This is a genomic window from Ahrensia sp. R2A130 (assembly GCF_000179775.1).
In the GTDB taxonomy this organism is placed as follows: Bacteria; Pseudomonadota; Alphaproteobacteria; order Rhizobiales; family Rhizobiaceae; genus Pseudahrensia.
In genome coordinates, this window is the sequence record NZ_AEEB01000017.1 from 1 (window position 1) to 13,286 (window position 13,286).

At 57.6% G+C, this 13,286-nt stretch carries 13 protein-coding genes; 6 read left to right on the top strand and 7 right to left on the bottom strand.

What is annotated here, in order from left to right:
• Positions 1-52 precede the first annotated feature (52 nt).
• The gene (locus R2A130_RS09225) at positions 53-1,351 is read right to left on the bottom strand and encodes an FAD-binding oxidoreductase (protein ID WP_009464801.1); all 1,299 of its coding nucleotides are present in this window, start codon (positions 1,349-1,351) and stop codon (positions 53-55) included.
• A 31-nt stretch (positions 1,352-1,382) separates the two neighbouring features.
• Entirely contained in the window at positions 1,383-2,780 is a 1,398-nt protein-coding gene (locus tag R2A130_RS09230; protein ID WP_009464802.1) for a glutamine synthetase family protein, read from the bottom strand.
• A gap of 176 nt (positions 2,781-2,956) precedes the next feature.
• Between R2A130_RS09230 and R2A130_RS09235 the strand changes: the two genes are divergently transcribed.
• From R2A130_RS09235 to R2A130_RS09245, 3 genes are all read left to right on the top strand, one after another.
• Positions 2,957-5,086, top strand: a complete 2,130-nt coding sequence (locus tag R2A130_RS09235) for an ATP-binding protein (RefSeq protein ID WP_009464803.1) — start codon at positions 2,957-2,959, stop codon at positions 5,084-5,086.
• Positions 5,087-5,191: 105 nt separating this feature from the next.
• Entirely contained in the window at positions 5,192-5,911 is a 720-nt protein-coding gene (locus R2A130_RS09240; RefSeq protein ID WP_009464804.1) for a glutathione S-transferase family protein, read from the top strand.
• A 98-nt stretch (positions 5,912-6,009) separates the two neighbouring features.
• Entirely contained in the window at positions 6,010-7,422 is a 1,413-nt protein-coding gene (locus tag R2A130_RS09245) for an HD-GYP domain-containing protein (protein ID WP_009464805.1), read from the top strand.
• A gap of 13 nt (positions 7,423-7,435) precedes the next feature.
• Here the strand turns inward: R2A130_RS09245 and R2A130_RS09250 are convergent, their stop codons facing one another.
• The 3 genes from R2A130_RS09250 to R2A130_RS09260 all read right to left on the bottom strand — a co-directional run bounded on the left by R2A130_RS09250 (position 7,436) and on the right by R2A130_RS09260 (position 10,191).
• Positions 7,436-8,335 carry a DMT family transporter gene (locus R2A130_RS09250; protein WP_009464806.1) on the bottom strand — a complete coding sequence of 300 codons (900 nt, stop codon included), beginning with the start codon at positions 8,333-8,335 and terminating at the stop codon, positions 7,436-7,438.
• 63 nt (positions 8,336-8,398) lie between these two features.
• Positions 8,399-8,935: a cytochrome b/b6 domain-containing protein gene (locus tag R2A130_RS09255; protein WP_040305582.1), complete on the bottom strand. Its 537-nt coding sequence runs from the start codon at positions 8,933-8,935 to the stop codon at positions 8,399-8,401.
• A 23-nt stretch (positions 8,936-8,958) separates the two neighbouring features.
• Entirely contained in the window at positions 8,959-10,191 is a 1,233-nt protein-coding gene (locus tag R2A130_RS09260; RefSeq protein ID WP_040305584.1) for a bifunctional alpha/beta hydrolase/OsmC family protein, read from the bottom strand.
• A gap of 285 nt (positions 10,192-10,476) precedes the next feature.
• Here R2A130_RS09260 and R2A130_RS18685 point away from each other — a divergent pair, with 285 nt between their 5' ends.
• Positions 10,477-10,653: a hypothetical protein gene (locus R2A130_RS18685; protein ID WP_198008691.1), complete on the top strand. Its 177-nt coding sequence runs from the start codon at positions 10,477-10,479 to the stop codon at positions 10,651-10,653.
• Between the two features lie 314 nt (positions 10,654-10,967).
• Positions 10,968-11,849 (top strand): DUF930 domain-containing protein, encoded by an 882-nt coding sequence (locus tag R2A130_RS09265; protein ID WP_198008692.1) that lies wholly within the window; start codon positions 10,968-10,970, stop codon positions 11,847-11,849.
• A gap of 125 nt (positions 11,850-11,974) precedes the next feature.
• On the opposite strand, the gene R2A130_RS18810 is transcribed toward R2A130_RS09265, so the two are convergent.
• Both R2A130_RS18810 and R2A130_RS18815 read right to left on the bottom strand, forming a co-directional pair.
• Positions 11,975-12,163, bottom strand: a complete 189-nt coding sequence (locus R2A130_RS18810) for a hypothetical protein (RefSeq protein ID WP_009464811.1) — start codon at positions 12,161-12,163, stop codon at positions 11,975-11,977.
• Entirely contained in the window at positions 12,160-12,432 is a 273-nt protein-coding gene (locus R2A130_RS18815; protein ID WP_009464812.1) for a hypothetical protein, read from the bottom strand. Before R2A130_RS18815 ends, R2A130_RS18810 begins: the two co-directional genes overlap by 4 nt.
• 335 nt (positions 12,433-12,767) lie before the next feature.
• Between R2A130_RS18815 and R2A130_RS18105 the strand changes: the two genes are divergently transcribed.
• Positions 12,768-13,130: a TIGR03643 family protein gene (locus R2A130_RS18105; protein ID WP_009464813.1), complete on the top strand. Its 363-nt coding sequence runs from the start codon at positions 12,768-12,770 to the stop codon at positions 13,128-13,130.
• Positions 13,131-13,286: the final 156 nt, after the last annotated feature.

The following is a 13,286-nucleotide window of genomic DNA, read 5'->3' on the forward strand; positions in this document are numbered from 1 at the left end:
CCGGTGATATGGATGCGGTGAACACAGGTGTAATAGAGCAGCCCCGCGCCGCCTAAATCCTGTCCAGCATTGCGTACCATGTCAGTGCCAGCACTTTCAGCGGGTTGCGGAAGGCCAAGCCGCCGGGAAATGTTGGAACTTTCAAATCCTGTAGCAGTTTGATTGTGTCGCTATTGCCGAGCCACTGTTCGGCAATGAGGCGACCGGTATATTGCGCCATCATCACCCCGTGGCCGGAAAAGCCACCTGCGGTCCAAAGGCCCGGTTCAAGCTCGCGAACATAAGGCATACGCGGCATCGTGATGGCGACATTGCCGCCCCAGGCATGGGTCAATTCCACGTCTGCAAGGTCGGGGTAGATCTCGGTGATTTGGCGACGTATGGCGCGCTCGATGTCACCCGGAGTCGCCTTGCCGTAAGCCTCACGCCCGCCGAACAACAGGCGGTCATCAGCGGTTCTTCGGAAATAGCGCACCACGAAACGGCTGTCGTCCACGGCTTCTTTGCCCGGTAGAACCGGCGAGTTATGGCCCAGTGGTGCGGTCGCCCCGATAAAGGATTGAATGGGCATCACGTGGCTGTCGAGCGCGGGATGCAGCTTGGCGGCGTGGTAGCCGTTCACCGCGAGCAGGCATTTGTCAGCCACCACGGAACCGGTTGCGGTCTTCACCACTATGCGCCCGCTTTCCAACGCCACCTTCGTTGCGGCGGAATTTTCATAAAGCACCGCTCCGCATTTGGCGGCGGCTCGGGCCAGCCCGATGACGATTTTCATGGGGTGCACATGGCCCGTGCCGCTGTCCCGCGTGCCACCAAAATAATGGTTGCTACCAAGCGCTGAGGCCATGGCATCGCGGTCGAGATAGTCAATGTCGCTATAGCCGAAACGCTCATTCAGCACTTCGACCTCTTCGCGCGCTTCCGCCTCATAGCGCTTGCGGTGCATTGGCGTCAGTTGGCCGGGCAGGTAGTCGGTTTCATAACCGTGTTCTGCTGCCGTTTCATGCAACGAACGCTTGGCGTCTTCCGCCATATCCCACAGCGCCTTGGCGCGGTCGAAGCCAAGATCGGCTTCCAGTTCCAACACACCCGCCCGCTGGCCGGAACCCATCTGCCCACCATTGCGGCCAGACGCGCCGTCGCCGAAACGCGCTCCATCGAGCACAACGACATTGGTGCCGTTCTTGGCCAGTTCCAATGCCGCCGATAGTCCACAGAAACCACCGCCAATGATAACGACATCGCAGGAAACGTTGTCGTCTATGGCAGGGTATCTCGGACGGTCTCCGCAGCTGTTTTCGTACCAGGATACGCCCGGCGAGATGGGCGATTGGTAGGTTTCTTCGCTCACCGGTTCCGCCTTGGGAGTGTTAGCCCTGGCGTTAGACATTCAGCAGCAGGAACTCCCGCTCCCATGGCGAGATCACCTTCATGAAAGTCTCGTATTCCTCGCGCTTGATGGCGCAGAACACTCCGACGAATTCTTCGCCCAACAGATCGATCAGTTCCTCATTGCCTTCCAGCAAAGTGATGGAGCGCAGCAAGCCGCGCGGCAGATCATTGTCGCCTTCATTGGCGGTGGAGGAGACCGCTGATTGCGGCACGAGATTTTGCGTCAGGCCCAGATAGCCACAGGCGAGAGACGCGGCCATGGCAAGATATGGGTTGGCGTCTGAAGAGGGCAGGCGGTTTTCCACCCGCCTTGCCGCTGGTTCCGACGTCGGAATGCGCAGGCCGGTGGTGCGGTTATCGTAGCCCCAGCGCACGTTGACGGGGGCCGATGTGTTGGTGGTCAGCCGTCTGTAGCTGTTCACATAAGGGGCCATCAGCATCATCGCTTTGGGCAAATAATGCTGCATGCCACCAAGATAGGCGCGGAACAGATCGCTCTCGCCGCCTTCGCCATTGGTGAAGATGTTATCGCCGGTTTCGCCATCCACAATCGATTGGTGGATGTGCATCGCGGAACCCGGCTGCCCTTGAATGGGCTTGGCCATGAAGGTCGCGTACATGTCGTGTTTTAGCGCGGCCTCGCGGATGGTGCGTTTGAACAGGAAGACCTGATCGGCAAGCTCTACCGCGTCGCCATGGTTGAGGTTGATCTCAAGTTGTGCCGCGCCCTCTTCATGGATCAGCGTGTCGATATCCAAGCCCTGCGCACCGGAGAAATCGTAAACATCGTCGATAAATTCATCGAACTCGTTCACGCCAGCAATTGAATATCCGTTGCCGGATTTGATTGCCCGACCGGAGCGGCCCACCGGCGGTTCCAGCGGAATGTTGGGGTCGGGGTTCGTTCTGACAAGATAGAATTCGATTTCCGGCGCGACCACGGGTTTCCAGCCCTTCGTCTCGTATGCGGCCAGCACCTTCTTCAACACCGTGCGCGGTGTGTAGCTGACGGCGTTGCCCTGATAGTCGCTCATGTCGCAGATCACCTGCGCTGTTGGGTCAGTTTCCCATGGCACCGCGGACAGTGTCGATAGGTCAGGCACCAATCGCAGGTCGCCATCGTGTGGCGGGTACTCGAAATGATCGGTCTCTTCAGGCCAGTCGCCGGAGATCGTCTGCATGAAGATGGAGGACGGCAGCGCCAGCGTTCCCGTGGACAGGAATTTGGTCGACGGCATCATTTTGCCGCGTGCAACCCCTGCAATGTCGGGGGTGATGCATTCCACATCTTCGATGCCGCGCATCTGCAACCAGCGTGCAGCTTCTTCATAACTGGCGACGCCGCGCGCGGCAGCCCCCTGAAGTGGATCGGCGCTTAAGGCGGACATGGGAACCTGCAGAACTGTTAGAATATATTTCGGAACCTACCAGACAGGCGGGCCATGGCAACGCGCAATGCGGTTCTGCGATCCGCTATGGTTTCATGCCCGCCCACTCATCCTCCATTAACCATACGTGCTTACAATCGAAGGCTTGGGGCGAAATATGATGGCAGGTTGGCGCGATGAACAATGATGCATTGATGCGTAGGATTTCTGCAGCGACCGACGCTAAAAAGAAGGCGGCGACTGCATCGGCTTCTGACCAGAGTTCAAATGAAATCCGTTCCGACGGTTTAGCACGGCGACCGGCAGAGAATATCCCAAACCATCTGCGCCAGATGTTACAGCCCGGTGCTGCCCCCGCTGGTCAGCCCGCAGCACGCCCGCAACAGGCCGCACTGCAAGCCCGTCCAACAGCACCAGCGCCAGTCTCTAAGCCCGTTCAGCATGCACATGTCGCGGCACCAGCGATGACGACGCCACAACAACCGACTGTGCAACAACACGATGCACCGCGACCAGCAGTGCAAGCGCAGCCTGTTCAACCGTCCCAACAAATGGCCACGCCACAACAAGCGAATCCGTCTGCTGCGCCGGTTCCGCAGTCGGTAGCAGCCCTACAATCTGATAAGGGTTCAGGGCCGTTGATGAGTTTTCGTGCGCCTTCGCCTGAACAGGCTGCACCACAGGAAACGCCGCGCGAAAGCCGCATGGCGCGTGAAGATCGACCGGAAGCCTTCATCACCGATAGTGATGGCACCATGGCAACCGTTATGGGAGACACGCGCTGCGTCGATACCGTGACAGGTTTGGCTTGGGCGGTAGGGCGAATGTTGTCCATCGTTGTGGGCAAGAACCGCATCGTCGCCATGATTTGCAGCATCGAAATGCCTGATGGCGAACCCACCGAAGCGGGCCACAAGCCGTTGCGTTTCCGTGTGGAGATGCAAGGCGAAGTGCAGGACAGGGGTAACGGCGGCACCTCCTTCCAGAAGGGTATCTCGTCATACCCCGGCGCCGGATGTCCGGTTCACCAAATCAGGGCGGGCGATCTCGCTGCCATCTATGCGGCCACCGGTGATGCTAACGCAGTTGTGGGTGCGCTCAGCCAGGACGAGTCCATTCCTGCCTATGTTGATGTTCCTTCCATGCTGTCGAAACATTTTGCAGTGTTGGGCTCCACCGGTTGCGGCAAGTCGGCATCCGTCTCGCTGCTGCTGCACGCCTGTCAGGAAATGGTGCCTGACCTGCGCACCATCATTCTCGATCCACACAACGAGTATGGTCGCGCGTTTCCCGATGCTAACATTATCGAACAGCGCACCATGGATATCCCGTTTTGGATGTTCCAGCTGGAAGAATATGTGGAGTGCCTGTTTCGCGGCAAACCCATCGTCCACGAAGAGATCGATGCCCTGCGTGAGTTCATTCCAGAGGCAAAAATCAAATTCCGCGACGGTGAAGACCGCGTAAAATTGCGACCTGATAATTCCGGTGCCGCCATCACGGCAGATACCGCAGCGCCCTACCGGATTGCTGATTTGCTTTCGATGATCGATGAGGAAATGGGCCTGCTGGAATCCGGCTACAACCGCACCGACCTCAAGTCTCTGAAAGCGCGGATCAACTCCCACGCCACCGACCAGCGTTACGCTTTCATGTTCCGCCACCGCACCATCGAAGACATTGCGTGGCAGGTGGTGGCCAATTTCTTCAACTTCCATGACGGACCAGCTCGTACCACCATCATTGAAATGGCTGGCATGCCGGCGGAAGTCGTGAACGCTGTTGCGTCTGTTTTGTGCCGTTTGTCGTTTGAATTGGCCATCGCCGCCAAGGGCAACATGAAGGTGCTCGTGGTTTGTGAAGAGGCGCACAGATACGTGCCAGCCGGTCGTGATGGCTTTGAACCCACACGCCGCGCCATCGCCCGTATCGCCAAAGAGGGCCGCAAATATGGGTCGTTTATGGCCATTGTGTCCCAGCGACCTTCTGAACTCGATCCGACGATCCTGTCCCAGTGTTCCACGGTGTTTTCTCTGCGTCTGACGAACGATTTCGACCAAGACATCATCCGTCGGGCGATCTCGTCTTCATCGGCCAGCACCATTGCCTTCATCTCGTCACTGTCGAACCGCGAGTGCATTGCATTTGGTGAGGGCATGAGCACGGCCATGCGGATGAAGTTCCGCAATCTGCCGAAGGAATGGTTGCCGGGGGCTGAAACGGACGTGTTCGGCAATGCCGTGCCCATCGTCACCACGCAGCAGGCAGGGCCGGTGTTCCACCAGTGGAGAATGGGCGCGGGCTAACCGCATTTCGGGCGGCTGGAAATTTAATCTGGACCACCCCCTTGGAACCGATGCGAGGCTCCCCACATTCATCGTCTTGATACGATGAACCTCCCGGAGCCGATCATGGCCGAGACCCAGAAGAAGAAAACTCTCGCAGATTTTCCCATCACCGAACGCTGGACCCCCAAGAACCCGGACGTCTTGCAGCTGTTTTCCTTCCCGACACCCAACGGTGTGAAGGTTTCTATCGCGCTGGAAGAACTCGGCGTTCCTTACGAAGCGCACACGGTGAAGCTGAACGAAACCGAGACGTCGGAATTTTTGTCGCTCAACCCGAACAACAAAATTCCTGCAATCATCGACCCGACCGGCGCAAATGGCGAAGCCATGGGCCTGTGGGAATCCGGTGCGATCCTCATCTATCTGGCAGAAAAGCACGGCGGTCTTCTACCCACCGATCCCGCTGCCAAGGCCGAGACGATCCAGTGGTTGATGTTCCAGATGGGCGGAGTTGGTCCCATGTTCGGCCAGTTCGGTTTCTTTCACGCTTTTGCCGGTAAAGAGATCGACGACCCACGCCCCAAAGAGCGCTACCAGAACGAAGCCAAGCGCCTGCTCAAGGTTCTCGAACAACGCCTGCAAGGCCGCCAGTGGATCATGGACGACGATTACACCATCGCCGACATCGCCATCTTCCCGTGGATCCGTGGTGCGAAGATTTTCTACAAGGCCGAGGACGAGCTGGCGCTGAACAGCTTTCCTGCTGTTATGGCGTGGCTAGACCGCTGTGTTGCGCGTTCTGCGTCTAAGAAGGGGCTAACTGTTCCCGACCGCGACGGCTGACAAAAATACGTCGTCTCCCGCAAATTTTAGGGGGCCGACGGAAACCTGTTTTTCAGGCGCGGCGACGAGCATGGCGCTCCGTAATCCGGAGTTAGTTCATGCTCGTCGCCTTCGCCAACCGCCCCGTAAAATCGCCTAATCTTGAGCTGGCCGATCTCATCGGTCCCCTCAGTTACGCCCTCGATCTCACCGAAGGCCAGCCCAAGGACCACTGCATACGGTGCTGCTATATCGGTATGGCCCTTGGTCGAGCGCTGGGTCTGCCGGAGGCGGAACTGGCGGACCTGTTCTACACATTGCTGCTCAAAGACCTCGGCTGTTCCAGCAACGCTGCGCGCATCTGCGAACTGTTTCTTGCCGACGACATAGACTTCAAGCAGGGCTTCAAAACCATCGATCCGGGCTTCAACGCAGCGCTCAGTTTTGTGTTCAAACGCACGGGCCTTAAGGCAGGCCTCAGCGAACGCATTCGTGCGCTGGTGAAAATTTGCCGCGAGGGAGAACGAACGACCCAAGATATGATATCCACCCGCTGCCACCGCGGCGCCGATATCGCCGCCAAACTGCGTTTCTCTTCTGCTGTCCAAGAGGGGATTCGGTCGCTGGATGAACATTGGAACGGTAAGGGACAACCGTTTGGTCTGACGGGTAACGACATTCCCCGCGCATCCAGCATAGCATTGCTGGCGCAGGTGGTGGATGTCTTTCACAGCGAAGGCGGTCCCGGCGGTGTGGCGACTGAACTGCACAAGCGTCGCGGCAGTTGGTTCGATCCGCAACTTGTGGACGCCTTTGACGCGTTGAATGCATCGGAAGGCTTCTGGGAAATGCTTGCCTCGCCAGACATGCCGGACTGGCTGCTCGACACCGCGCCGTCCATCGCGGGACTGCCTGTGGATGAAGAATATCTCGACGATGTGGCACAGGCTTTTTCCGATGTGGTGGACGCCAAGAGCCCCTTCACCGCCGACCACAGCAACCGCGTCACGCTCTATGCCGACATGATCTCGGAAGAGTTGGGACTGGCCGACAATCACCGCCGCTGGATACGCCGCGCAGCTTTGCTGCACGATATCGGCAAGCTGGCCGTATCCAATCAGGTGCTCGACAAGCCGGGCAAGCTGGACGAGAACGAGTGGAAAGCTGTGCGCCTGCATCCGCTGATAAGCGAGAACATTCTCAAGCGTGTGCCCGCTTTCGCCGATATGGCGCAGGTTGCCGGTGCCCACCACGAACGGTTGGACGGTAAGGGATATCCCCACGGTTTGGCGGGTGACGACATCCCGCTTGAGGCGCGCATTCTCACCGTCGCTGATGTGTTCGACGCCCTGTCGGCAGAACGTCCCTATCGGGCGGCCATGCCAATCGAGAAGGCTCTGGCCATTCTCGATGAGGATACCGGCACCGCATTCGACGGCGAATGCGTAACGGCGCTTAAGCGCGGGTTAGAGCGGTTGTCGCAGGTCATCGAACAGCCGAAAATAGCGTCGAACCAAACGATCGCCGCCTGATTGCCGCCTATTGCTATTTTCTCAACGATCGTTCCCGCAACAGCGCGTAAATACCGGCGCCCACCACCACCAGTGAACCTATTGCCGTCGTGGTTTGCATCACTTCGCCCAGCACCAGCATTGCCAATATCGAGGCGAAGACCAACTGCAAATAGGTGAAGGGCTGGATGACACTGGCCTCCGCAATCGAATAGACGCGGGTGAGCATGTAGTGGCCCGCAGCCGACGTGCAGCACAGCATCGCCATGAACATCGCGTCCAGCGGCGTCATTGTTTGCCAGTGCCAAAGTCCGATGGGCGTAATGATGATGACCCCCACAATGCTGACCCAGAAAAACGACGTCTGCGGCCCGTCCACATGGGCGACGTGCCGTGTCAGCAGCGAATAGACGGCAAACATCATCGCGCCCACCACTGCCACCAGCGCATATGGCGAGAACACACCGAACCCCGGGCGCAGGATGATGAGCATCCCGATGAAGCCGATCCCGATGGCCGTCCACCGCCGCCAACCGACACGTTCGCCTAATATCGGGCCGGAAAGCGCCGCGATCACCAATGGCGTGGATGCAAAAATCGCATGCGCCTCGATCAATCCCAACAACACGAAGGCCGACACCATAACGCAGATCTGAGCCACGAGGAGAACGCCGCGCAGCAGCTGCAATTTCGGCGTGCCGGAGCGGATCGTTGCGCGAAACCCATCGGCATGACGCGCGGTCAAATACACCGCCAATGCAGCGAGCACCCAGTAGCGGATCGCCGTGACCATATAGACGTTATACGTGCCCGCCAGATGCTTCGACAGCATGTCCTGAAACGCGAAGATCAACATCGTCGCGCACATCAACCCCACGCCCAGCCGGTTGTTTTGCGGTTCGTGGAATGTGTCTTTGTTCGAAGGGGCGCTCAAGTGGGATCGTTCCGAAAGATGATCACCGCAGCGTTAGACCCGTCCGCGCCTCGCGTCCACACATCACAAATAACGGTGCAGCATCTTCGGCATCATTATTCGCAGCGCGTTGTCTCGCAGTTTGATGTGCCGCCAAATGTGGAAGCTGGCATGGGCGATGGCGACGGCAGCAAGTGCATAAAATTCTATCGAGTGTACGATGCCGATCCAGTCATTCGCCAAGGGCTTGTCCAGCGGCACGGCGATGGGAACCACGTCACCTGCAAACAATTGCCGCGAGGCTGTGAGGCCCAGCAGAAACCCCGTCACGGCCACCGCGAACATGCCCCACACCAGCGTGAGATGCAGCCTGCGATGCAGCCGCTTGCCCCAATCCGGCAGCTTCGGCCCCGGCCTTCCCGCCAGCCCGCGCCGCAAATAATCCGCCGTCCACAACAGCGCCAGCGACACGAACACCAGGCCGAACACCGAGTGCAATTCCACCCACCAATGCCCCCACCGCGCCACATCTCGCGGCTGCACCAATGTGAACCACGCAAACAACGGGACCATCGTCCAGTGAACGAGCTTGAGTGCGGAACGGCGTGTGAGGCGGGTCATGGATGAGTTACGGTTGGAACGGGCTAATCGTTTTCCACCCGCGTCACCACATTAGAACTGGCCTCCAACGTGCGGTGTACAGGGCACTTTCCCGCTATCTCGATAAGCTTGTCGTTGAACGCGGGGGCGACGCCGCCTGCGACGGAAATCACCCGCTCGAAACTGTCGATTCGGCCACCTTTGGCTTTCGTTGCGTCATCACATTCTGTGCAGTCCGTCGCGTGGATTTTCGCATGGGACACGTTCACCGATATGCGGCCAAGCTCTATTCCCTTGCGCTCGGCATACATGCGCAACGTCATGCCGGTGCAAGCGCCCAGCGCAATTGATAGAAAATCGTAGGGCGATGGGCCAGTGTCCAAGCCACCGTATGTTGCAGGCTCATCTGCCAAAAGCCGATGCTTGCCAGCGAAGACAGTTTGTTGAAATTTGCCCTCCAGCGTCTCGGTCACTTGTACCGTTTCAACTGGGCCTTCTGCCTGCGGCGTGTCTTCGGGAAGATAGCGCCCGGCCCATCTGGCGATCACCTGCGCTGCAAAACGGGCGTCTTCTTTACGCGTCAAAAGATGGTCTGCATTGTCGAGCGAGACAAAGCTTTTGGGGTGTTTTGCTGCGGTGAAAATTGCGCCAGCGTTTTCGACGCCAACAGTCTGATCGATGGGTGAATGCAGAACCATTAACGCCTTTTTCATGGTGCGCACCCGTTCCAGCAAACGTGTCGTCCGCGCATCTTCCACAAATTGCTGCTCGATGCGGAACGGGCGACCACCGAGAGAAACCTCTGCCTCACCGTCTTCTTCGATAGTGGCGAGGTCGGCGTGGAAATTGTGCAGAACATGCTCCACGTCTGATGGCGCGCCTATGGTCGCAACCGCTTTGACTTCCGGAATATCCGCCGCCACGGCCAAGACGGCTGCGCCGCCCAGTGAGTGGCCGATCAATATCGATGGTGCGCGATGGTTCGTCCGCAAATAGTCGGCGGCGATGAGCAAATCTTGCGCGTTGGATGAAAAATTGGTGGAGGAGAATTCTCCTTTGGATGACCCTAAACCGGTGAAGTCGAACCGCATCACCGCGATGCCGACACGGGCCAGTTCCACTGCAATGTTCTTGGCTGCCAGAATGTCCTTTGAACATGTGAAGCAGTGGGCAAATAGCGCAAACGCCCGAACTGGACCCGCAGGAATATCCAGCCGCGCCGCAAGACTATCACCCGTATGGCCTGGAAATTCGGTTCGTATGGTGGTGGCGTTCATGACGATGTTCCAGATGATGAGCGGCACGGAATCATATCGAACGTGGAAAAATATCTGAAATCAATTTGTTGTCGGTCAGCTTGAAAGTGGCAGGCTGATGACGTGGGCGGGGACGACAGCGGAGTGATGGGTTGCGGACGTGCAGAAATATCGACCCGCCTCACGACGTCCGAGCGGGGAACGAGGTGTCGCCGTTTGCCTTTGGCAAACGAAAGCGACCCCGTAAAAAGTGAGCCAGCGGGACGAAGAAGTCTGCCGTTAGCCTGTAGTCTCAGGCGAAAAGGCATGACACCTTCGCCCCGCTCGATCCTGCTGCGAGTGTGTCTCAACACCATTCCCGTCACCTCCCCGAACATGAACCGCGATAGTTTGCGGATCATCGGCCTTGCCTTCGGCCCGCCATTGCTGACGTTCGACGTCCGGTCCCGAAGCTGTTGTGGCAGCTCTGCCGGTGCAACATAGAGCTCCGCCCGATGCCGTTCGTTACACGGCCTGCGACGGAAGGATCGCAATCACGCAACGATCAGGACGGTCCGGACAACCGGCTCATGCGCGAAAGAACGGGCAGTATGAGGTGGGCACGGAGAGCGGGGATAAAAAATCTGCAAGTGAATTTCTATGCGTCTGTATGGCCGTACTTCGATCACCTTCGCTGTTTCTAGTGAGCGCTATGACTGAGTCCATCCACCCCCAGTATGCCGCAAAGTTTATCGGTGGTGCGATGATGTTGCGCTGTATTTCCGCCGCCTGCAGGCTAGTGTGATATGGCGTCTAAAATGCCGAACAGGTTTGCTTTGAAAGTCACATCAGGCAGCGTCATCTCAGCCATCATACACGGACTTGTGCTGATCGTTTTGACTGTTGACCCGTCGAATTCTAGGCCGGAGCCGCAAGAGCCAGAAGCCATTCAGGTCGAGCTGGTGCCGCCTGTGAAAAAGATCGACCCAAAGCCGTCGGAAAAACCGAAGCCTGTTGTTGAACAGGTGCCTGAGTCCAAGAAAACCAAGTTGGTTGAAAAGCCGAAAGTCAAACCTCCTGAGAGGCTTCGTCCAGTTTATAAGTTCGGCGAAGAGGATGCAGGCACTGAAGAACCGGTGAAAAATGAAACTCCTATCGAAGAGAAAATCGCCAAAGCCTTGCCCTCTGAGGCGGCGGCAACCCGGGACACAGAGCCGGAGCCTGCAGCAAGTAAACCGCCGGTCTCCGAAGCGGAACCGGTCCAAGCGGCCATTCTTAGACCAGCGACGCCGGTTTCCAGGCCCGTAAGACGGGCGAAGGCAGTAAGGAAGAACAAGCCGACAAGAAGCAGCCAGGGAAATCGTTCGCGATCCAAGACCAAGCGTTCTGTCGCAACCACCGCAAAGGGTAATCTAACGCGCAGCAAACGCGCGGGCAGCCTTTGCGTAACGGAGTTGCGCAATCAGTTGAACAACTCCGCCAGCCCCCGCTTTCCCGATCGCCTGCCAACCTATCGGTTGCCCAGTGGCACAGTATTGCAGGTCAACAAGGGGGCTTTTCGTGAGAACGCCCGCTGGATCAATCTGAAATTTCGGTGCGAAGTCGACAAAGCGGCAACTGTTGTCGTGTCCTTTAAGCTCGAAGTTGGCACCCCCATTCCACGCGCCCAGTGGCGAGCCCGTGGCTTGCCCGCTTCATAGGCGGTTTCCCAAACCCGAGGAGCCATGCGGGTACGCGATTTGTTCCTGTTGGATGTGGCTGGAGGCTTTTCTTGTCGTTCTCAAGTGGAAAAGCCGCCGCGATTTCCCGCGACGGCCTTCTTTCGTTAAAGCGCTTTGGTGAACGTCACTTTGTCGTCGCCTGCTTCCCAAAAGTCTTTGATACGGGCTTCTTCGGTGTAGCCTTTCGCTGCGTAGAATTTGCGGGTGGCTGCGAATGTGTCGGTGCCGGATGTGTCTGCAAGCAGCAGGCGGGCACCTTTTTCGTGCAACATATTTTCCAGATGCGCGGTCATCGCGCCGCCTGCGCCTTTGCCTTGGTGGGTGGGGAAACGCAGATTGCAAGCATATTCCATGCGCCGTCTGCCAGTTGTTCCGGCACGGTGTAGCACAGGCCGATGGGGTGGCTTTCGTGTTCGCAGGTCAGCCAGATGTCCTGCACCTCTTCGCCCGCCAGATAGTCTGCCGCCATGTCGGGCAGCATGTCGGAGGGGAAGAGTTCGGTATCATCGACGACGGTTTTCAGGGCGGCCAGATCGGCAGCCTTCATGGGTCTGATGTTCATTGTTGGTCTTTCGAAATCGGCAAAGTTCGCCGCGCGGCTATGCGCGTGCGAATGCTGTGCCATGCGTCCGGACTGTGTGGAGGGAAGCGGACGCAAAAAAGGTCTCGGACAATACCGTTGTGTGGGCTGTCCGTTGAGCAGTTATGTGCCTTCGACTGCATTTGAATAACCTGCCGCGCAGGTTTGTGCCAGCATCAAAAAAACCGCCGCAGTTTCCCGCGACGCCGCATGCGAGAAAGAGTGGTCAGAATGGGATCGTGCGGGAGTGCGGGGGTAGAACTCATTTAGAGCGAATAGCCGCTTCCGGCCGAGCTGAACTCGGGTACTAACGAGCATTGAGCCTGCGTCTTATTGCGCAGTTTTATCTGTCGAACATTGTGCCGAAAATGCGCACCAGCAGTTCATCAAAATTGACGGTTGCGACGATGCGTTCATTCCCTCCCGACTGGCCAACCAGTGTCAAAGATGTGCGACAATCCCCTAAAAAACCCAGCGATAGTGAAATCATTGAATTGGCTTGGTGTGACGACACCACTTTCGACAGCATTGAGTTCCAGACAGGCATGACCGAAGCTGAGGTTATCAAGCTGATGAGAACCAATTTGAAACCCAGCAGTTTCAGACTGTGGAGAAAGCGGGTCTCAGGACGAGCTGCAAAGCATGAAGCGAAATTGGTCGCGCCGTCGATCCGCAGTTAAGTGGGTGGCTAATCCAAATTTCTTTCATCAGCCGCCCACTAGCATTTCCGACATCAAGCAAGCCCACGATACGGTGTATGAGTGGTAGGCTCGGTTAGCAGATGTTGGTTGCTGCATGTTTGGTGCCGAGAGCTGGTAACGGTCAAGCGAGAACTC